The sequence below is a fragment of the Carboxylicivirga longa genome (assembly GCF_050589825.1).
GTDB lineage: Bacteria > Bacteroidota > Bacteroidia > Bacteroidales > Marinilabiliaceae > Carboxylicivirga > Carboxylicivirga longa.
In genome coordinates this window covers 1-19,032 of the sequence record NZ_JBNGOZ010000008.1, presented here as the reverse complement: position 1 = coordinate 19,032, position 19,032 = coordinate 1, and the positions used below count along the sequence as shown (strand labels likewise).

Below are 19,032 nucleotides of genomic sequence, written 5' to 3'. Positions count from 1 at the left end.
GGCTAATAACTAACAATTAATTATGCTAGCAAAACGAATAATACCATGCCTTGATATTAAAAACGGTCAGACCGTTAAGGGCGTTAAATTTGTTGAGATTAAGGAGGTGGGCGACCCCGTGGAGTTGGCTGCCCACTATGCTGAGCAGGGTGCCGACGAACTGGTATTTCTGGATATTACCGCCAGTCACGAAGGGCGCAAAACCTTTGTCGATCTTGTGCAACGCATTGCCCGTAACATCAATATACCCTTTACTGTGGGGGGAGGTATCAGTGCCGTAAGCGATGCAGATGCCTTGCTAAATGCCGGTGCCGATAAAGTGTCGGTGAATTCCTCTGCTGTCCGTAATCCGAAGCTGATAAGTGATTTGGCCAATAGCTTTGGCAGTCAGTTTGTGGTGGTGGCCATCGATGCTCAGCATCAGCAGGATGAGGGTTGGGTTGTAACCGTTAATGGAGGGCGCATTGCCACCGATAAAAGACTCTTCTCATGGGCTGACGAGTGCGAAAAGCGGGGTGCCGGTGAGATTCTCTTCACCAGCATGGATCATGACGGCGTGAAGCAGGGTTTTGCCAATGCCGCCCTAGCAAAATTGAGCGATCAGCTCACCATTCCCCTGATTGCCTCGGGAGGAGCCGGTGCCATGGAGCATTTTAAGGATGTATTTACCTTGGGAAAGGCCGACGCCGGCCTGGCTGCCAGTATCTTTCATTTTAACGAAATCTCTATACCCGAGCTGAAAAGGTATTTGGATAGGGAAGGGGTTGGGATAAGGTTATAAGATTTTAGAGGTTAGGAGCTAGAGGCTAGAAACTAGAGGATAGCTTGAATATAACTACATCTATGAAGAACTATAAAAAACTTAAGATTTGGCAACAAGGAATAACAATCGTTAAAAAGACCTATTGGTTGACAAATAAGTTACCCGAAAGGGAGAAGTACAATTTGGTTGCACAGATGAATAGAGCTTCGGTTTCTATTCCATCTAATATCGCAGAAGGGAGCAGCCGGAAAAGTGAGAAGGATTTTAATCGCTTTCTGCAAATTGCCTTAGGAAGTAGCTTCGAATTGGATACCCAATGTGAGGTAATAAAGGAACTTTATGAAGGTTTTGATGATGAGCTTGATGATCTACAAAATATAATTGATGAAGAATGTCGAATGATTCAAGGCTTAATTAATAGAGTATCAGAAAAATAATTCAAATATAAATTAATTGCTGGGAGCTAGTTTCTAGCCTCTAGCTTCTAATAGCTGAAGCATGAATTTTCAAAAACTAAACAACGGCCTTGTGCCGGCAATTATTCAGGATAACCTTACGAACAAAGTCCTGATGTTGGGCTTTATGAATGAGGAAGCTTATGAAAAGACGAAGGCGGAGCGAAGAGTGACTTTTTATTCGCGCACCAAACAAAGGCTATGGACCAAAGGTGAGTCGTCGGGACATTACCTTAATGTGGTATCCATGATGGTGGATTGCGATGAGGATACCTTGTTGATAAAGGTTAATCCGCAGGGGCCAACTTGTCACAAAGGTACAGATACCTGCTGGGGTGAGGATAATACAGCCGATGAACTGATGTTTTTAAAGACCTTACAGGATTTTATCGATAAGCGCAAGGAAGAGATGCCGGAAGGTTCTTACACTACCAAGTTGTTTACCAAAGGGGTAAGAACTATTACGCAGAAGGTGGGTGAAGAGGCCATTGAAACAGTGATTGGAGCCATGGCCAACGATGATGAGAATTTTCTGTATGAAGGAGCCGATTTGCTCTATCACCTCATTGTGCTTTTGACTCATAAAGGATATCGTATCGAAGACCTTGTACATGAACTGAAAAGCCGACACAAAGCTTAAAAAAATGTTTTGTGGGTCTCAAGGAAGGATTCTTTATAAAGTACCGTTCCTTGAGACCGACATCTAAAATTACTAACAGTCATAGTTTCTATGAATCCGCTGGATATCATCAATAAATATTATTGTGAGGGAAGTCCGCTTTGGCTTACTTTAACAGAGCATAGTAAGGCAGTTCGCGACAAGGCACTCGATATTGTAGCCAGGCACCCTGAGCTCAATGCCGATGCTTACTTTGTATCGGAGGCCGCCATGCTACATGATATTGGCATTTTTATGACACATGCTCCTGATTTGCACTGCACAGGCACGTATCCCTATATCTGCCATGGCTATCTGGGTCGTCAGTTGTTGGAGAAAGAGGGTTATCCCCTTCATGCGCTTGTATGTGAGCGTCATACCGGCACAGGGCTGTCTCTTAGTGACATACAAAGTCAGGGTTTGCCCATCCCGCAGCGCAATATGATACCTCTGACCATTGAAGAGCAAATCATCTGTTTTGCCGATAAATTTTACAGTAAGAGCAGATCATTAAGGCAGGCCAAGAGCATTGATAAGATCATAAAAGCCATGCGTAAGCACGGCAATCATCAGGTGGCGCAGTTCGAAAGCTGGTGTCAGCAGTTCTTGTAGTGCTTTAGCAAATCCTTGGATATGGTGAGGGTATGCGCTTGAAACGCTGCCAAAAGTCCTGTTATTATCCATCTGATTTTTATAGTTTTGAGCGAAAATAATCCGTATCATATAAAATACAGACTGATGAAGAAATATCTTATTATGATGGTGATGGCCGGTCTTTTTATGGCCTGTCAGGCACCGTGTAACAATAGTAACGGGCAGGATGAGGTGGCCAATATCAGCTCGGCCTGTGTGGCAGCAACCGTTGCCGGACTGCGTCAAAAGCATGCCCATGCCAATGGCGAAATGATTGAGCGGGGTGTGCGTCATGCTGCCTCTTTATGGCGTAATGTGGATGGCAGCGAAGATGATTTTCAGCGTTTCTGCGAGGATAATTTCATTGCCGACAGCCAGCAAAAAGCCCTTGTTTTTGAAAAGGTAAGTCGTAACCTGGAGATTCTTTATGGCCACTTCAATAAAATTGCCCTTGATCTTCAGCGGCCTTTGCACGAACCCATGGGCGACATAATCGAAATTGATAAGGCTTTTGGGGGGTACAGCGCCGGTGCGCACCTCATCGAGGATATGTATCGCAATAAAATGGCCTTTACCATTGCCTTAAACTTTCCGTTTTACACCTTGGTGGAGAAGGAGCACAACGCCGATAAATGGACACGTCAGGAGTGGGCGTATGCCCGCATGGGTGATGTGTTCACCGCTCGTGTGCCTGCCGAGATATTGCAGGAAGTTTCTGAGGTGGGATCGGCTTCTGAGATGTACATTGCCAATTACAATATCTTTATGGGGCATCTGGTAGATGAGGAGATGAATACTCATTTTCCCAAAGACATGGTGCTGCTATCTCACTGGAATCTGCGAGATGAAATCAAATCGCATTACAGCCGTGGCGATGAGGGCGAGCAGCTGCAAGGCATGGTGTATGCCGTTATGAAGCGCATCATCGACCAAAGCATACCCAAAGATGTTATTAACAGCGGAGCTTATCAGTGGAATCCGGTGACCAATGATGTGTTCAGTGAAGGACAGAAAGTAAGTCTGGAGGCTGAAGGAAACGATCGTTATCAACGGATACTAAATAATTTTCATGCCATGCGCCGAATGGATGCTTATTCGCCCTTAAATACGGCTGTTAAGCGCGCTTTCGAGGGGGGTATGGAAATTACACAGGCTGATGCCGAAGCCCTATTTATTAAGTTCCTGTCATCAGATGCAGCCAAAGAAGTGGGGCAACTGATTGCGCAGCGATTGGGGCGTGACCTTAAGCCCTGGGATATCTGGTACGATGGATTTAAGGCACGCAGCAGTATTAACGAGGCGGCCTTGAATAAGATCACACGTGCCCGTTACCCCAATGCACAGGCGCTGGATAATGATTTGCCCCGCATGTTACAAAAGTTGGGTTTTACAAAGGAGAAAGCTGCCATTTTGGCTGAGCGCATCGATGTGGATGCGGCGCGCGGATCGGGTCATGCCTGGGGTGCTGCTATGAAAGGAGAAACTGCCCACCTGCGTACGCGCATTCCGAAAAACGGCATGGATTACAAAGGCTATAATATTGCTATTCACGAGTTTGGCCATAATGTGGAGCAGACCATTTCCTTGTATGATGTAGATTACTATCTGTTGAATGGTGTACCTAACACCGCCTTTACCGAGGCCTTGGCTTTTATCTTTCAAAAGCGCGACCTGGAGCTGTTGGGTATGAAGGATGATAACCCGCAAAAAGAAGCGCTTCAGGTGCTGGATAATTTCTGGTCAACCTACGAGATCATGGGCGTATCATTGCTCGATCAGCGCACCTGGTTGTGGCTCTACGATCATCCTCAGGCGACAGCCGATGAGTTAAAAGAGGCTGTTCAGACCCTGGCAGTGGATATTTGGAATAGTTATTACGCACCTGTTTTTGGTGTGAAGGATCAACCTATACTCGCCATCTATTCACACATGGTGAATAGCCCCATTTACCTATCCAATTATGCCTTTGGTCATCTCATACAGTTCCAGGTGGAGCAATATCTTAAAACGGCTGATTTTGCGCCTGAGGTAGAGCGTTTGTTCCAGATTGGCTCGGTAACGCCTAATGCATGGATGCAGGCAGGATTGGGTGAGGACATCTCCATCGATGCCATGATAGAGCAGGCCCATGAGGCTGCACAGAAACTAGGGGAATCCTGAATAGAATTTTAAAAGCGATAACACAAAGAGCGCAAGTCACTGAATTGATTTTCACGACTGCGCTCTTTGCATTTTTCTTATTGGATGCAGGCTGTATATTCTTCTACATCCTTCCATAACTTATGCTGCTTTTCTATTGTCTCTCCCTCCTTCGTTTTCTTTTTGCCTTGTTAATCAATCGCCAACTCAATCATCTTTTGGAGTTTCTTACGGCCAAAGAAGATTCGACTTTTCACGGTGCCAATTGGCATTTCCAGTCTTTCGGCAATTTCTTTGTACTTGTAGCCTTCCATGTGCATCGTTAGCGGCTGTTTAAACTCACACTCCAGACGATTCATTTGATTGTGTATTTCGCCGGTATAGTGGATCACGTCCGGCGTGTCGTGAGTGTAGTACTTGTTCGATAGGTAGTTTACTTCATCAACCAACATGGGGGCCTGACGCATTTTATATTTACGCCGGTAGTTGTTGATAAATGAATTGCGCATGATGGTGTGCATCCATGCCGAAAAATTCGTGTTCATCACAAATTTTTCGCGTGACGAAAGGGCTCTAAAATTAGTTTCCTGCACAAGGTCGTGGGCATCTTCCTCGTTGGCAGTTAACGACAGGGCATAACTAAACATTTTGTGTTGAAGCCCCAATAAACGATGGTTAAACTGTTCTGCGGTCATCTTATAGGGTTTTTGTTTAACAATTCGTAGTTTGATCAATACGGCTGCATGGGTGTATTACAGCTTATGTATTTTTAAAAAATTATAATTTACTAAATGATAATCACTAATGCAACTGAATATCAGCATTACATAACAAATAGGAAATAAAGTAATGAAATACTCAAATACAAAAGTAAAGATGGATAAAATAGATTTAACTACCAAATGTGTTTAATATTTTGCGCCATGCCTTAATCAATTTTAGTCGACACAATGTAAGTTACTAGGCCTGTAAAGAGCTGTTAATGAGGGGGTCTAAAATATTATTTAAGTGTTTAAGAAATATCCATAAAACTTTAAAAGAATTATTATTGTTGAAGGTTCATGCATAGAGTTTGAAAAGACGACTTTTATCCTGTTTCTTTTCAAACAAAGTGATTAATTTGCTGTTTAAACACAGCGGTACAAAGGAGATTCATACGATGATAAAAAAGATATATCAATTTTACCTGGATGGTTTCAAAAACCTGTCGCCCTATGCACGCACGCTTTGGGTCATTATTTTGGTTAAACTGTTTATCATGTTTGCGGTTTTTCGCTTGTTCTTTTTTCGCGATACCTTAAAAAACAGGTATTCTACTGATGAAGAGCGGGCTAATCATGTAATAGAAGAATTAATCAGTCAATAACACATAAAATTCAAAAATGCTAGAGAACATTGATTTGTCACTCGTTAATTGGTCGAGGGCACAATTTGCACTTACGGCTATGTTTCACTGGTTGTTTGTCCCCTTAACCTTGGGGCTCAGTTTTATCATAGCTTTTATGGAAACCATCTATGTAAAAACCGGTGATCCGGAATGGAAACGTATCACCAAGTTCTGGATGAAGCTGTTTGGCATAAACTTCGCCATCGGGGTAGCCACTGGCATTATTCTTGAATTTGAGTTTGGTACCAACTGGTCTAATTATTCCTGGTTTGTGGGTGATATTTTTGGCGCGCCGCTGGCCATTGAAGGCATTATGGCCTTCTTTATGGAGAGTACCTTTATAGCCGTTATGTTTTTCGGTTGGAACAAGGTGAGCAAGCGTTTTCACCTGACGGCTACCTGGCTGACTGCCGTAGGCGCCAATTTATCGGCCCTGTGGATTTTGGTGGCTAATGCCTGGATGCAGCGCCCGGTGGGCATGAAGTTCAACCCTGAAACAGCCCGTAATGAGATGGATAATTTTTGGGATGTTTTTCTTTCGCCGACCGCCGTCACTAAATTTTTGCATACGACCACTTCGGGGTATGTGCTGGCGGCCATTTTTGTGGTGGGTATCAGCAGCTGGTTTTTACTCAAAAAGCGTCACGTATTGTTTGCTAAGCGCAGTATTGTTATTGCGGCTATATTTGGATTGGTAGCTTCGGTTATGTTGGTGGCTACGGGCGATGGTTCAGCGCGTGATGTGGCCAAGACACAGCCCATGAAATTTGCCGCCATGGAATCGTTGTACGAAGGGCAGCGACAGGCGCCACTGATTGCCATCGGCATGTTTGGCAAAGAGCATGATGACCCCATGAACAGAGATTCGGATCAGGAGTTTCTGATGAAGATTGAGATACCCAATATGCTTTCTTACCTCGCCTTTCTTGAGGTCGATGCCTTTGTACCCGGTATAAAGGATTTGGTGTTGGGTAATGAGGAGCACAATATCATGTCGTACAAAGAAAAGATACGCCGGGGCTACGAGGCCCAGCAAACCCTCAGAGCTTTTAAGGATGCCAAAGGGGTTGATGATGTTGAGTACGAGCGGCTCAGGGCCAAGTTTGATGATAAAGAATGGGTGGATAATTACTTCCGTTACTTTGGTTACGGTAATTATTACGATCCGGATCCCGAGCAGTTGGAGTTGAACGCCTTTAAAATAGTTCCGCCCATATCTTTGTCGTTCTATGCCTTCCATATTATGGTAATTCTTGGCGGACACTTTATGCTATTGTTTATGGTGTTGTTGTGGCTCATTTACCGTCGCAAGTTACAGTCTAACAAAGTGGTACTTTACACGGCATTGTGGACAATCCCACTGGCCTATATTGCCAGTCAGGCCGGTTGGATTGTAGCAGAGGTAGGTCGCCAGCCCTGGGTGATTCAGGATTTGATGCCGACTATGACAGCCGTGTCGAAAATAGACACCAGCTCGGTGATGATCACCTTCTGGCTCTTCGCCATAACCTTCGTGGGGCTGGCCATTGCCGAAGTAAAAATCATGGTGAAACAAATTAAAAACGGACCAAAAGAAGGAGGGCATAAGTAATGTTTGGAGAATTATCACATTTAGCTTTACAACAATACTGGTGGATCATCGTATCCTTACTAGGCGCTTTACTGGTGTTTCTGATGTTTGTGCAAGGCGGACAAACGCTGATTTACACCATCGGAAAAACCAATGTGGAACGTACCATGATTGTGAATACCCTGGGACGTAAATGGGAGTTTACCTTTACTACCCTTGTGACCTTTGGAGGTGCTTTTTTCGCATCCTTCCCTTTGTTTTACAGCACCAGCTTTGGAGGTGCCTATTGGGTATGGATGATTATTTTGTTTGCCTTTGTTATTCAGGCCATTGCCTATGAGTTTCGTACACGCCCCAATAATGTGTTTGGAGCCCGCACCTACGAAACCTTTCTGCTGATCAACGGTCTGTTGGGTACGGTGTTAATCGGTACTGCCGTGGCTACCTTTTTCACGGGTTCGGCCTTCTCGGTAAATGATATGAATCAGTCGCAGTGGGCGCTTAAGTCGCATGGACTGGAGGCCGCGCTTAATTTCCATAACCTGTCACTGGGACTGGCTGTATTTTTTCTGGCACGCGTGCTGGGAGCCCTTTATTTTATGAATAGTATTAAGCATGAAGGCATTTTTCAACGTGCTAAAAAGCAGCTGGTGATTAATGGAGTGCCCTTTCTGGTGTTCTTTCTTACCTTTGTTATTTGGTTGTTTGTGCGCGATGGATTTGCCGTTAACCCCGATACGCAAGCAGTGTATATGGAACCTTTTAAGTACTTCAATAACTTGATGGCCATGCCGGTGGTGCTGGTTATGTTTTTGTTGGGTGTACTTGGCGTCTTGCTGGGGCTTGGGGCAAGCATCTTGCGCGAAGAATGTACCAAAGGAATATGGGCAGCTGGCGCCGGTACGGTGCTTACGGTGCTTAGCCTATTACTGGTGGCCGGTTTCAATAATACCTCATTTTATCCTTCCACCCACGACTTGCAGAGCTCATTAACCATTCAGAATGCGTCATCCAGTCATTTTACCCTGACAGCCATGAGTTATGCATCCTTAATGGTACCCTTTGTATTCGCCTATATCTGGTACGTGTGGAAGGCCATGAACAATAAGCCGATCGATGAGGATGAGATGAATTCGGAGGATATTCACGTTTATTAATTTTAATCATCAAGGGAAGAGAGGTGATCTTAACTCTTTTGCCTTGATACTAGATACTTTAAAAGATGAGTTATTTACACGAAATACTATGGTATCTGTCGCTGCCCTTAACCATTGTGATTAGTTATTATGCAGTGATGTTTGGGCTTAAAAAATTTGAGAAGCTCAAGGACGAAGAAGCAAAGATATCCGAGGAAGGATAGGAGTCTTTAAGTAAAAATCCCGGTGCCTGCTCAGGTGCCGGGATTTTTCATATTTATTCATGTTTGGATCAGGACTTAATGCCCAGCAGCCATTTGGCCGTTGATATCACAATATAGTATAAGATGACGGCGGCTATTCCTCCCACGCCCAGCAGCGCTATCAACACAATGGCCAGAAGCAACAGAATAAACCGTTCCTTATTTTCGCCCCACTTCAGGCTTTTGAACTTAAGTGAAAACATGGGTATTTCACTGATTAGCAAGATACTGAAAAAGGCAATAAGTATAATGATGGGTGCTGGTGTTAGCCATTTGAATGCATCGGGATTGCTAAGAAAGGAGTAGGCGAGTGCTGCGGTAAAAATGCCCGTAGCAGTAGTGGTTAAGCCTAGGAAGTTCTCGGTTTGACGCGTGTCGATATTAAATTTGGCCAGGCGCAGGGCGGCAAAGGCAACCATCACAAAAGGGATAAGCACCATGACCTGCTCGGCCCCCTTCAGGGCAAAGAAGTTGGTGGCGTAGCTTCCGCTCAGCTGATATTTGATTAGGGTGGACCATATGGCTGCCGGTGCGGCACCAAAACTAATCAGGTCGGCCAGCGAATCTAACTCCTTACCCATGGCACTGTAGGCTTTCAGCGCACGTGCCGCAAAACCATCACTAAAGTCAAAGAGCGCCCCGCCAAAAATCAGCCATATCGACAGATCGATGCGCGCGTTAAGGGCAAAGAATACGGCCAATATACCGCATAGTACATTCAGGCTGGTTAAAAAGTTTGGGATGTGCTGTTTGACGTTCATACCTATCAGTTTTTAAAAATATTCGTCGAAAGTAAAGCAAAGGGGAAGAGTTTCAAAATTTGATACCCTTTATTTGGGAAGGATAAGCTTGAATAAGTTTATGTTTTTGGCAAAAGGCTGTTGTTTGTCAGTAGCTTCGTGCAAAGTGTCTTACCTTGTAGGGTAATATTATCAAAAGCTTATCGGATAATCGTTGTTTTTCGCATCTTTGTACGCTAAATTTTGGTATTACGATTACAATGAAAACGATTATGTGGACAAATGATTTATCGGTGGGTAGTCAGGTTATTGATAGCGAACACAAGCAACTGTTCGACCTTATTCAGAAGTTTTATGAGGGTATTAAGGATAACTCACCTAAAGAACGCTTGGAAGAGTTGATTCTGGGACTTGTTAATTACACGAAAACGCACTTCGCCAATGAGGAAAAATACATGCGTAGCTTGAATTATCCAGGTATTGATGCACACATTAAGTTGCATGAAAATTTTGTGGAGCAGGTTAATGGCTATTATGACCGTCTTAAAAGTGGTAAGCTAATTTTATCTCTTGAGGTAACCAATTTTCTGAAGGATTGGCTTATTAAGCATATAAAGGGAGCCGACCAGCAATATGCTGCCTTTAGTAGCCAGCAATAAATTTAAAAGTGCTATAGAAGCTTATTGATTAAGGAATAAGAAATTGTGTAGAGCGAGTTTATGCAGCTTTAGCATAAACTCGCTCTACACAATTCATATAACCAACTATGAATCAGCAACTGATTGTGACATTTTATTCACGATATGTCCAATAACATGCGAGTGCTCATCCTGTGGACTAAATAAAATCATATTTGACGATTCCAGTGCAATAACCGTATGACCTGGTGGCCAGTAAAATAGATCGCCGCCTACTACGGTTTCTTCCGTTCCATTGGCATACACTACTTTAATCTTCCCATCCAGCACATATCCCCAATGCGGACACTGACACTTATCCTCATGCAATCCCTCGAGCAATGGCGAAATATCAGTGCCCTTGCTTAGGGTAAAAAACTCGCCACTAATTTTACCATATCCCGTTGCATCGCCAAATCCTGTTTTCTGTCGGGCAATTGCTGCCGCTGAATTAATTTTTACCGGTACATCTTCTTTTGCAATTTTCATAATACTCACTTTTTATTAAACAAATTACCACCAAGTATCAGGGTTAGTAAATGTTATCTGTTTGCCTAACTGGCTCTTATATTTTGATTCACCCTGAAGAGATTATCCGGGTCGTACTTCTTTTTAACTTGTAGTAAACGTGCATAATTATGCTGGTAACAAGCCCGAACGCGCTCCTGACCTTCTTCCATCATAAAATTAGAATAAGAACCCCCAGCCGAATAAGGATGTAGGGCTTCCCAATACGATTTACACCATTGGGTTATCTTGGTCGCATTTGCCGGATCAGGATCAATACCAACGATTACGCCAGCGTATTTTGCATCGCGATAGGCCCAGGGGGTATCCGAATTTCCAACTCTAGCAGCTGCCCCACTGATGGGATATAAGTGCATTTGAGATAAGGGGGTAGGTATTATAGAGCCAAATTTGCAGTGAGTCGCCCGTATCTCCGGCCCCAAGTCTTTAAAGTAATCACCTCGCCAGTAAAACTGTAGTCCGGGTGGCAGTAATCCGTCAAAAAGAGTTTGAATAGCCGGATACGGCATTTCACCTACCATTTCAAACACCGGGTGCTTTGAACGGACTTCTTTAAACACATCCTCAAACCTATCTTTATCACCCGTATAACACCATACTATGCCACAAAATTGTTTGTTATGCAATTCCGGTGGAAATGGATCGCCCGGAATAACCATGGTAGCTATAAAGCCATTTAAATCTTCAGGTGCCTCGTGAATAAACTGATCGTACCACGCCATTATCTTTTCGGTTTGCTCAATGGGCCATAATGTTGGACCACCTATGACAGTTGCCAAGGGATGGGCCTGAAACTTGAATGAGGTAACCACCCCAAAATTGCCACCGCCACCCCGAATCGCCCAAAAAAGATCGGGATGATGGTCTTTATCAGTCGTAACCAAGGATCCATCGGCTAAAACCATATCCGCTTCCAGCAAATTGTCGATTGTTAAACCAAATTTTCGACTCAAATAACCAACCCCACCGCCAAGGGTTAAACCACCAACACCCGTTGTTGAGATAATGCCTGCCGGAACTGCCAAACCGTAAGAATGGGTCACATGATCGACTTCTCCCCAAACATTACCACCGGCAACTCGCACCGTTTGATCTCTTGTATCTACCCTTACATTTTTAAGCCTTGATAAATCAATCACTATGCCGTCATTGCATATACCTAACCCGCCGCCATTGTGTCCGCCACCCCTAATGGCTAACAGCAGCTTGTTTTCTCTGGCAAAATTTACTGTGGCGCTTACATCCGTTACATCGTGGCAGTATACAAGCATACCCGGGTGTTTATCAATCATCGCGTTGTATACCCGCCGGGCCTCATCATACCTTTCATCGGTCTGTAGTACTGTTTCTCCTCTTAATTGATTAGCAAATTCTTCTACTATAGAGGGATTTAAACTTTTTAATGAATTGTGCATGTTTATATCTTTTTATCCAATATAACCTCAATAAGGCATCAGTACCTAATAATTTTTATTCAAAAACTGGTAAATTTAATGCAGCGATGACTCGAGATAGGATGAAGGCGAAATATTAAAACGCTTCTTGAAACATTTGGTAAAATAAGACGGACTGCCAAATCCACTTTCAAAAGCAATCTCAGCAAGGGTTCGATCCTGCCGCTTCATAAGCGAAAGAGCATGGTCTAATTTAAGTGCCTTAAAAAGTGCACCAGGTGATTTATGACTCAGTGCAACCACATTTCTATATAACTGAGATTGACTCAATCCGAGCACCTGGGCTAAATTGCCCATCGAAAATTCTGTAGAACTAATTTTCTGTTTCATATTGATGATCAGTTGAGCCAGAAAATGCTCTTCGGTCTGTGTCAAAAATTTAATATCCGTAACATCTTTCCAGCATTCAATACCTTTATGATCACAATATTCCTTTACAGAGGGCGATACGACGATGGTATTACTAGAGGAGATAAAACATAAGTAGCCGGATATATTGACAGCCTGGCCAAACAACTCATTATTCTCATCCACCGGGGTGCCGGCATAAAGACCCAATTTTACTTCTTTATCGCTTATATCGGAACTTACTTTCGTAAGCAACATTTGACGCATTTCTGATGCACATTGAATAGCGGCCGTAGCATTGGTGAATGAACAAATCAAAACCTGCCCAATGCTTTCTGCCATTCGTCCATTGTAATTCTTTAGGATTTTATTGATGCGCGCTAATTCTTCTTGATTGTGTCTGATGGGTTGCTGTTCAATAAAATTAAGGCGAAAAGTTAATAAAAAGCGTAATGCCGACTCCCTTAGATACCCTGACGAATCCGGCTTGCTGCCCTCAGGGTCTTTGATGCGCCCCAAAAAGGATTCGACAATCTGCTTATTAACTTCTATGATTTGATGCGGAACAAGGCCATGGGCATTTTTGTGCAACATCGTCACTGCTTCTTTGTTGGGAGCTTCAATTAAACAAAAGGCTGTTTGTCTCTCTTCATCAAACCAATAGGTTAAGGCTCTGCAATCATACAGATGCTGAACTTTAAGATCCTGCCCATGTGCTTCTGCAACATCCTGAGCTGTTACTCCAGGCAAGTCGTGACGATCCATGTATATGGGCATAATCCTTTTTTTTAAATACCTTACGTTTTGATTGAGGAATATTAAAACAAACTAATTCCTTATTGACTAAGCAATATAGGGAATTTTATACCTCAGGTAAAGTCAGTTAATACGCATTTTTAATCCATTATAATTAAAAAATGGCTTCTATTATTTGTATTTGAAAATATTGCCCTTACATTTGTAACGAATTAACAATTACGACATGCAAAATTTTATTCATCATCGTCATCATGATATCCTGCAAAACTGGTAGGCGGCAATTGGTGTATAAAAATTTACAATATCAACAGAGGCTTATCAGAAATGGTAAGCCTTTTTTATTTTTATTACAATGATAACAACTCACTTTCATATTCATCATCATTACTTATCCGGCGGATGAGCTGATTGTGTATATCTGTTATTGATAAAATACAAGGCTTATCCGATATTGGGTAAGCCTTTTTTGATTCTTAAAACATAGCTTAGCATGAAAACGAAATTACGCATTGCATTACAGAAGAAAGGTCGCCTTAACGACGACTCTATGAATTTACTGAAAGAAGCAGGGATTAAGTTCAACTCCGGCAGCGGCAAGTTAGTGGCGGCATCGCCCAACTTTCCCATCGAAGTATTGTACCTGCGCGATGATGATATTCCACAAACGGTGGCCGATTCTGTGGCCGACATTGGTATTGTTGGGGAGAACGAGATGGCTGAAAAGGGTTTTGATCTAAAGGTGGTGAAGCGTCTGGGTTTCAGCAAGTGTCGCCTGTCGTTGGCCATTCCCAAAGCCGAGGAATATACAGGACTGGATTATTTTGAAGGTAAGAAGATAGCGACTTCGTATCCTGTTATTCTTAAAAAATTCTTTAAGCAGCAAGGTATCAATGCTGAAATACATGAAATTGCGGGTTCTGTGGAGATAGCGCCGGGGATTGGTTTGGCTGACGCAATTTTTGACATTGTGAGTTCCGGTAGTACGTTGGTAGCTAATCGACTCAAAGAAGTGGAGGTGGTGATGCAGTCGGAGGCCTTATTGGTATCGGCACCGAATCTTAGTGATGAGAAACAGGTTTTGCTGGATGCCATGATCTTTCGTATTAATGCTGTGATGGCGGCAAACTCCAATAAGTACATACTGATGAATGTACCCAACGATAAGGTGGATGAGATTGTTCAAGTATTGCCCGGTATGAAAAGTCCAACAGTGTTGCCCCTGGCCGATAAGGGTTGGAGTTCGGTGCATTCGGTGATTCAGGAAAAGAAGTTTTGGGAGATTATTGATCAGCTGAAGAGTTTGGGTGCAGAAGGAATATTGGTGGTGCCTATTGAGAAAATGATCCTTTAATATCGGGTTTTAATTAGAAATAATCCCACAGGGAGTAGCTATTGGTTAAAAACCGATAGCTATAAGCAGAGTGAAGTTATGCAAAAAATTTTATATCCTTCCAAAGCAGAATGGGGTGCCTTGCTGGCACGTCCCGATAATGGGCTTGATGATGTATATGATACGGCGCGTGGTATACTGGGTGATGTGAAGCGCAACGGCGATGAGGCACTTCTTAAATATACCCGAATGTTTGATGGCGCGGCACCTGAAGGTCTGCAAGTAAGGCCTGATGAAATTGAGGTAGCCGTCCGGCAGGTAAGCGACGAATTGAAAGAAGCACTCTCGATGGCATTTAAGAATATTGAAGCTTTCCACCGTTCGCAACAGCGTCAAAATACTGTGGTGGAGACCATGCCGGGTGTTAGCTGCTGGCAGAAGAGCGTGCCCATTGATCGGGTGGGTCTCTATATACCCGGAGGCACGGCTCCTCTCTTTTCTACTGTACTGATGTTAGGTATTCCTGCAACTATTGCAGGATGCAGCGAGATTGTGCTGTGTACGCCGGCCAATGCAAAGGGAGAAGTGCATCCGGCTATCTTATATGCCGCTTCATTGGTTGGGGTCACGCGCATCTTTAAGCTGGGTGGTATTCAGGCCATTGGTGCCATGGCCTATGGAAGCGATAGTGTGCCAAAGGTGGACAAGATATTTGGTCCTGGCAATCGCTTTGTTACGGCCGCTAAGCAGCTGGTGAGCCTCAAAGACGTAGCCATCGATATGCCGGCCGGTCCCTCTGAGGTAATGATTATGGCAGATGATAGTGCTGTGCCCGAGTTTATTGCTGCCGACCTTTTATCGCAGGCAGAGCATGGTGCTGATAGTCAGGTAGTGCTATTGGCTACAAGTGAAGAATTACTGCAACAGGTGAAAGTGGCTTTGACGGCTCAGTTGGAGAGCTTGCCCCGGAAGGAAGTGGCAAGCAAAGCCCTTCAAAACAGTCGTATGATAGTGTTGGAAAGTGAGGATGAAATGGTGGCAATGTGTAATGAATACGCACCGGAACACCTGATCATTGCCATGAACGATGAAGAAGGAGTGGCACAAAAGGTGAGGAATGCCGGTTCGGTGTTTTTGGGTAATTACTCGCCCGAAAGTGCCGGCGATTATGCTTCGGGCACCAATCACACCCTGCCTACTCATGGCTATGCTACCGCTTTTAGTGGCGTTAACCTGGATAGTTATATGAAGCAAATTACGTTTCAGAAAATTACACAGTCCGGACTGAAGCGAATCGGTCCTTCCATTGAAGTGATGGCTGCCGCTGAGCAACTGGATGCCCATAAAAATGCGGTTAGTGTTCGGTTAAAGAAAATGGATTTATAAATCAACGGTACTGATTAGTAAGTATTGTGTGCATTGTCACTCACTGCTTACTACTCACTACTCACTACTGACTATCTTATATGAAATCAATAAAGCAGTTATTACGACCCAATATCCTTAACTTACAACCTTATTCATCGGCTCGGGACGAGTTTACGGGTGCAGCATCTGTATTCCTCGATGCCAATGAAAACCCGTTCAATGAACCCTATAACCGTTATCCCGATCCCAATCAGCGTGTGTTAAAAGATAAGATTGCCTGCCTGAAAGGGGTTGATGCCGCTCAGATTTTTCTGGGTAATGGGAGCGATGAACCCATTGACCTACTGTTTCGTGCCTTTTGTGAACCGGGAAAAGATAACGTGGTGAGCATTGATCCTACTTATGGTATGTATCAGGTGGCGGCCAATATCAATAACATTGAGGTGCGAAGGGTTTTGCTGACCGATGATTTTGAACTGGATGTGCCGGCGCTTCTCAAATGCTGCGATGATAAAACCAAAATGCTGTTTATATGTTCGCCCAATAACCCTACGGGTAATTGCTTTGCTAAGGAAGATATTCTGACCCTTATCCGCGGGTTTGAAGGTCTTGTGGTGTTGGATGAAGCTTATATTGATTTTTGTCCACAGAAGAGCCTGCTTCAGGAACTTCAGGAATTCCCGAATCTGGTTATTCTGCAAACCTTTTCCAAGGCATGGGGAATGGCTGGCATCCGTTTGGGTATGGCCTTTGCTTCGTCCGAAATAGTGAAGGTGCTTAGTAAAATAAAATATCCTTATAATATTAATGTGCTGACACAGGAAAAAGCTATGGAGCTGCTGGAGCGTGAGTCGGATAAGGAGGACTGGGTGCAGGTATTGTTGGCTCAGCGGTCCTGGTTGGCTCAGCAGTTGGAGCAATTTCAGTTTGTTAGCAAGGTGTATCCGTCCGATGCTAACTATTTATTGGTACAAGTGGATGATGCCAATGCTATTTATAGTTTTTTGGTGGGCAAGCAAATTATCATTCGCAACCGTTCTACGGTATCGCTTTGTGCCGGATGTCTGCGCATCACCATTGGTCAGCCCGGGGAAAACAGATTATTGCTTGATGCGCTTGCTTCGTATGGTCAGCAGAAATAAAAACAGCGATGTAAAGGAATAGCGTTTCTGCGTTATAATGATTAAGCCGCAGTAAATTACCTTTGTTCTTGATACTTTATAAATTATGAAAAAAATACTCTTTATAGATCGCGATGGCACTTTAATTCTTGAACCGCCCGTTGATTTTCAGGTGGATAGCCTGGAAAAACTGGAGTTTTATCCCGGTGTGTTTCAGAACCTGTCAAAGGTGACGGCTTTGCTAGACTATAAATTCGTTATGGTTACGAACCAGGATGGCCTGGGTACGGCATCCTTCCCGGAAGAAACCTTCTGGCCGGCGCAGGATAAGATGATGAGGACGTTGGAAAATGAAGGCATTCGTTTTGATAAGGTGCATATCGATCCTACCCTGCCCGAAGAGAATGCTCCCACACGAAAGCCGGGTACGGCTATGCTCACCGAATACATGCAGGGAGACTATGATTTGGAAGGCTCTTTTGTGATTGGTGACCGGATAACGGATGTGCAATTGGCTTATAACCTAGGCTGTAAAGCGATTTTGCTTCGAAATAAAGATGAAGGGGAGAAGATGCTTGCAGAGAAGGGCCTGGGTGAGGTATGTGCATTAATAACGGACGCTTGGCACGAGGTGGCCGCCTTTTTATTCAGAACGGAGCGCAGTGCTTCTATTGAGCGTTCAACTGCCGAAACAATTATCAGGGTAAGCCTGAATCTGGATGGTACGGGGCAGTGTAATATTTCTACGGGTCTGCATTTTTTCGATCACATGCTGGAGCAAATCGGGCGTCATTCGGGTTGCGATTTAACCATCGAGGTAAAAGGCGATTTGCATGTTGATGAGCATCATACTATGGAAGATACTGCCATTGTGTTGGGTGAAGCCTTTAAAAAGGCGTTGGGTGATAAGCGGGGTATCGAACGCTATGGCTTTTGTCTGCCCATGGATGACTGCCTGGCGCAGGTGGCTTTGGATTTTGGTGGCCGTCCCTGGCTGGTATGGGAGGCAGATTTTAAACGAGAAAAAATTGGTGACATGCCCACAGAAATGTTTATGCATTTCTTCAAGAGCTTTTCCGATGCTGCTGCTTGTAACCTGAATATTAAAGCCGAAGGTAACAATGAGCATCATAAGATTGAGGGTATATTTAAGGCTTTGGCGCGTGCCATCCGTGCTGCCATTCGAAAAGATCCGTATAGCGATCAGTTGCCCAGTACAAAAGGTGTGTTGTAGGTCTAGGTCTAGGTATTTGCATCTTACAGGTCTTCAAGACCTGTGAGGTGTAAAAGCGCGCCTGGCTAATGTATTTATCTTCTCTTGCGTGAATTTACTTGTACTTCCGCATATTAAATTCACGTATTGCTTCTGCTTTTCCCTTTCCTATGCCTTTCACCTGCTTCAGTACTTCAGTGGAGGTATTGATTAGCTGCTCAATTGTACTGAATTGCTTTAATAAGACCTTTGCAGTTTGGAAGCCAACCAAAGGCAAGCCTGAGAGGAAGTAAAGCTGCTGTTTTTGTAATGTTTTGGGTTTGTAGCCTTGGCGAATATAATGATTTGAGCTATTCAGCAATTGTTCGGCCAACGTGATGAAGATTCGTGCTGTATCGGCTTTGTCTTTGGTGTAAATAGGCACTTTCAGAAGTGATACTTATGAAGAACAATATATGAGGTTAATCTTTGTTGATTAGCCTTTTTGTTT

The 19,032-nt window shown here is 43.7% G+C and carries 20 protein-coding genes; 14 read left to right on the top strand and 6 right to left on the bottom strand.

Features of this window, described 5'->3' with window-relative positions:
* The first annotated feature begins 22 nt into the window (after positions 1 to 22).
* The 5 genes from hisF to ACRD7A_RS08535 all read left to right on the top strand — a co-directional run bounded on the left by hisF (position 23) and on the right by ACRD7A_RS08535 (position 4,669).
* Entirely contained in the window at positions 23 to 781 is a 759-nt protein-coding gene (gene hisF / locus ACRD7A_RS08555) for an imidazole glycerol phosphate synthase subunit HisF (RefSeq protein WP_430810700.1), read from the top strand.
* Positions 782 to 843: 62 nt separating this feature from the next.
* Positions 844 to 1,200, top strand: a complete 357-nt coding sequence (locus ACRD7A_RS08550) for a four helix bundle protein (RefSeq protein WP_430810701.1) — start codon at positions 844 to 846, stop codon at positions 1,198 to 1,200.
* 61 nt (positions 1,201 to 1,261) lie between these two features.
* Entirely contained in the window at positions 1,262 to 1,858 is a 597-nt protein-coding gene (hisIE, locus tag ACRD7A_RS08545; RefSeq protein ID WP_430810702.1) for a bifunctional phosphoribosyl-AMP cyclohydrolase/phosphoribosyl-ATP diphosphatase HisIE, read from the top strand.
* 90 nt (positions 1,859 to 1,948) lie between these two features.
* Positions 1,949 to 2,488, top strand: coding sequence for an HD domain-containing protein (locus ACRD7A_RS08540; protein WP_430810704.1), 540 nt, complete (start codon positions 1,949 to 1,951; stop codon positions 2,486 to 2,488).
* A gap of 126 nt (positions 2,489 to 2,614) precedes the next feature.
* Positions 2,615 to 4,669 carry a hypothetical protein gene (locus ACRD7A_RS08535; RefSeq protein WP_430810705.1) on the top strand — a complete coding sequence of 685 codons (2,055 nt, stop codon included), beginning with the start codon at positions 2,615 to 2,617 and terminating at the stop codon, positions 4,667 to 4,669.
* A 170-nt stretch (positions 4,670 to 4,839) separates the two neighbouring features.
* Here the strand turns inward: ACRD7A_RS08535 and ACRD7A_RS08530 are convergent, their stop codons facing one another.
* Positions 4,840 to 5,343 (bottom strand): sigma-70 family RNA polymerase sigma factor, encoded by a 504-nt coding sequence (locus ACRD7A_RS08530; RefSeq protein ID WP_430810706.1) that lies wholly within the window; start codon positions 5,341 to 5,343, stop codon positions 4,840 to 4,842.
* Between the two features lie 464 nt (positions 5,344 to 5,807).
* On the opposite strand from ACRD7A_RS08530, the gene ACRD7A_RS08525 reads away from it, so the two are divergent.
* From ACRD7A_RS08525 to ACRD7A_RS08510, 4 genes are all read left to right on the top strand, one after another.
* Positions 5,808 to 6,014 (top strand): DUF4492 domain-containing protein, encoded by a 207-nt coding sequence (locus tag ACRD7A_RS08525; RefSeq protein ID WP_430810707.1) that lies wholly within the window; start codon positions 5,808 to 5,810, stop codon positions 6,012 to 6,014.
* Between the two features lie 16 nt (positions 6,015 to 6,030).
* Positions 6,031 to 7,626, top strand: a complete 1,596-nt coding sequence (locus tag ACRD7A_RS08520; protein ID WP_430810708.1) for a cytochrome ubiquinol oxidase subunit I — start codon at positions 6,031 to 6,033, stop codon at positions 7,624 to 7,626.
* Positions 7,626 to 8,762: a cytochrome d ubiquinol oxidase subunit II gene (gene cydB, locus ACRD7A_RS08515; RefSeq protein WP_430810709.1), complete on the top strand. Its 1,137-nt coding sequence runs from the start codon at positions 7,626 to 7,628 to the stop codon at positions 8,760 to 8,762. Before ACRD7A_RS08520 ends, cydB begins: the two co-directional genes overlap by 1 nt.
* Before the next feature lie 65 nt (positions 8,763 to 8,827).
* Positions 8,828 to 8,965, top strand: a complete 138-nt coding sequence (locus ACRD7A_RS08510) for a hypothetical protein (protein ID WP_430810710.1) — start codon at positions 8,828 to 8,830, stop codon at positions 8,963 to 8,965.
* Positions 8,966 to 9,033: 68 nt separating this feature from the next.
* Here the strand turns inward: ACRD7A_RS08510 and ACRD7A_RS08505 are convergent, their stop codons facing one another.
* Positions 9,034 to 9,765, bottom strand: coding sequence for a CDP-alcohol phosphatidyltransferase family protein (locus tag ACRD7A_RS08505; protein ID WP_430810711.1), 732 nt, complete (start codon positions 9,763 to 9,765; stop codon positions 9,034 to 9,036).
* 239 nt (positions 9,766 to 10,004) lie between these two features.
* Here ACRD7A_RS08505 and ACRD7A_RS08500 point away from each other — a divergent pair, with 239 nt between their 5' ends.
* On the top strand, positions 10,005 to 10,403 hold the full coding sequence (locus tag ACRD7A_RS08500) for a bacteriohemerythrin (protein ID WP_430810712.1): 399 nt from the start codon (positions 10,005 to 10,007) through the stop codon (positions 10,401 to 10,403).
* A gap of 105 nt (positions 10,404 to 10,508) precedes the next feature.
* On the opposite strand, the gene ACRD7A_RS08495 is transcribed toward ACRD7A_RS08500, so the two are convergent.
* From ACRD7A_RS08495 to ACRD7A_RS08485, 3 genes are all read right to left on the bottom strand, one after another.
* On the bottom strand, positions 10,509 to 10,910 hold the full coding sequence (locus ACRD7A_RS08495) for a hypothetical protein (protein ID WP_430810713.1): 402 nt from the start codon (positions 10,908 to 10,910) through the stop codon (positions 10,509 to 10,511).
* 65 nt (positions 10,911 to 10,975) lie between these two features.
* A complete protein-coding gene (locus ACRD7A_RS08490) occupies positions 10,976 to 12,364 on the bottom strand; it encodes an FAD-binding oxidoreductase (protein WP_430810714.1) in 1,389 nt (462 codons plus the stop codon).
* 75 nt (positions 12,365 to 12,439) lie between these two features.
* Positions 12,440 to 13,528: a nickel-binding protein gene (locus ACRD7A_RS08485; RefSeq protein WP_430810715.1), complete on the bottom strand. Its 1,089-nt coding sequence runs from the start codon at positions 13,526 to 13,528 to the stop codon at positions 12,440 to 12,442.
* 472 nt (positions 13,529 to 14,000) lie between these two features.
* Here ACRD7A_RS08485 and hisG point away from each other — a divergent pair, with 472 nt between their 5' ends.
* The 4 genes from hisG to hisB all read left to right on the top strand — a co-directional run bounded on the left by hisG (position 14,001) and on the right by hisB (position 18,563).
* Positions 14,001 to 14,861, top strand: coding sequence for an ATP phosphoribosyltransferase (gene hisG, locus ACRD7A_RS08480; protein WP_430810716.1), 861 nt, complete (start codon positions 14,001 to 14,003; stop codon positions 14,859 to 14,861).
* A gap of 78 nt (positions 14,862 to 14,939) precedes the next feature.
* The gene (hisD, locus tag ACRD7A_RS08475; protein ID WP_430810717.1) at positions 14,940 to 16,226 is read left to right on the top strand and encodes a histidinol dehydrogenase; all 1,287 of its coding nucleotides are present in this window, start codon (positions 14,940 to 14,942) and stop codon (positions 16,224 to 16,226) included.
* Between the two features lie 80 nt (positions 16,227 to 16,306).
* Positions 16,307 to 17,350: a histidinol-phosphate transaminase gene (gene hisC, locus ACRD7A_RS08470; protein WP_430810718.1), complete on the top strand. Its 1,044-nt coding sequence runs from the start codon at positions 16,307 to 16,309 to the stop codon at positions 17,348 to 17,350.
* 85 nt (positions 17,351 to 17,435) lie between these two features.
* Positions 17,436 to 18,563, top strand: coding sequence for a bifunctional histidinol-phosphatase/imidazoleglycerol-phosphate dehydratase HisB (hisB, locus tag ACRD7A_RS08465; protein WP_430810719.1), 1,128 nt, complete (start codon positions 17,436 to 17,438; stop codon positions 18,561 to 18,563).
* 94 nt (positions 18,564 to 18,657) lie between these two features.
* Here the strand turns inward: hisB and ACRD7A_RS08460 are convergent, their stop codons facing one another.
* Positions 18,658 to 18,966, bottom strand: a complete 309-nt coding sequence (locus ACRD7A_RS08460) for a helix-hairpin-helix domain-containing protein (protein WP_430810720.1) — start codon at positions 18,964 to 18,966, stop codon at positions 18,658 to 18,660.
* Positions 18,967 to 19,032 lie beyond the last annotated feature (66 nt).

What these genes read in the sequence shown, in the direction of transcription:
- hisF (WP_430810700.1), top strand. Translation starts at nt 23, where the DNA reads ATGCTAGCAAAACGAATAATACCATGCCTTGATATTAAAAACGGTCAG.
- ACRD7A_RS08550 (WP_430810701.1), top strand. Translation starts at nt 844, where the DNA reads ATGAAGAACTATAAAAAACTTAAGATTTGGCAACAAGGAATAACAATC.
- hisIE (WP_430810702.1), top strand. Translation starts at nt 1,262, where the DNA reads ATGAATTTTCAAAAACTAAACAACGGCCTTGTGCCGGCAATTATTCAG.
- ACRD7A_RS08540 (WP_430810704.1), top strand. Translation starts at nt 1,949, where the DNA reads ATGAATCCGCTGGATATCATCAATAAATATTATTGTGAGGGAAGTCCG.
- ACRD7A_RS08535 (WP_430810705.1), top strand. Translation starts at nt 2,615, where the DNA reads ATGAAGAAATATCTTATTATGATGGTGATGGCCGGTCTTTTTATGGCC.
- ACRD7A_RS08530 (WP_430810706.1), bottom strand. Translation starts at nt 5,343, where the DNA reads ATGACCGCAGAACAGTTTAACCATCGTTTATTGGGGCTTCAACACAAA.
- ACRD7A_RS08525 (WP_430810707.1), top strand. Translation starts at nt 5,808, where the DNA reads ATGATAAAAAAGATATATCAATTTTACCTGGATGGTTTCAAAAACCTG.
- ACRD7A_RS08520 (WP_430810708.1), top strand. Translation starts at nt 6,031, where the DNA reads ATGCTAGAGAACATTGATTTGTCACTCGTTAATTGGTCGAGGGCACAA.
- cydB (WP_430810709.1), top strand. Translation starts at nt 7,626, where the DNA reads ATGTTTGGAGAATTATCACATTTAGCTTTACAACAATACTGGTGGATC.
- ACRD7A_RS08510 (WP_430810710.1), top strand. Translation starts at nt 8,828, where the DNA reads ATGAGTTATTTACACGAAATACTATGGTATCTGTCGCTGCCCTTAACC.
- ACRD7A_RS08505 (WP_430810711.1), bottom strand. Translation starts at nt 9,765, where the DNA reads ATGAACGTCAAACAGCACATCCCAAACTTTTTAACCAGCCTGAATGTA.
- ACRD7A_RS08500 (WP_430810712.1), top strand. Translation starts at nt 10,005, where the DNA reads ATGAAAACGATTATGTGGACAAATGATTTATCGGTGGGTAGTCAGGTT.
- ACRD7A_RS08495 (WP_430810713.1), bottom strand. Translation starts at nt 10,910, where the DNA reads ATGAAAATTGCAAAAGAAGATGTACCGGTAAAAATTAATTCAGCGGCA.
- ACRD7A_RS08490 (WP_430810714.1), bottom strand. Translation starts at nt 12,364, where the DNA reads ATGCACAATTCATTAAAAAGTTTAAATCCCTCTATAGTAGAAGAATTT.
- ACRD7A_RS08485 (WP_430810715.1), bottom strand. Translation starts at nt 13,528, where the DNA reads ATGCCCATATACATGGATCGTCACGACTTGCCTGGAGTAACAGCTCAG.
- hisG (WP_430810716.1), top strand. Translation starts at nt 14,001, where the DNA reads ATGAAAACGAAATTACGCATTGCATTACAGAAGAAAGGTCGCCTTAAC.
- hisD (WP_430810717.1), top strand. Translation starts at nt 14,940, where the DNA reads ATGCAAAAAATTTTATATCCTTCCAAAGCAGAATGGGGTGCCTTGCTG.
- hisC (WP_430810718.1), top strand. Translation starts at nt 16,307, where the DNA reads ATGAAATCAATAAAGCAGTTATTACGACCCAATATCCTTAACTTACAA.
- hisB (WP_430810719.1), top strand. Translation starts at nt 17,436, where the DNA reads ATGAAAAAAATACTCTTTATAGATCGCGATGGCACTTTAATTCTTGAA.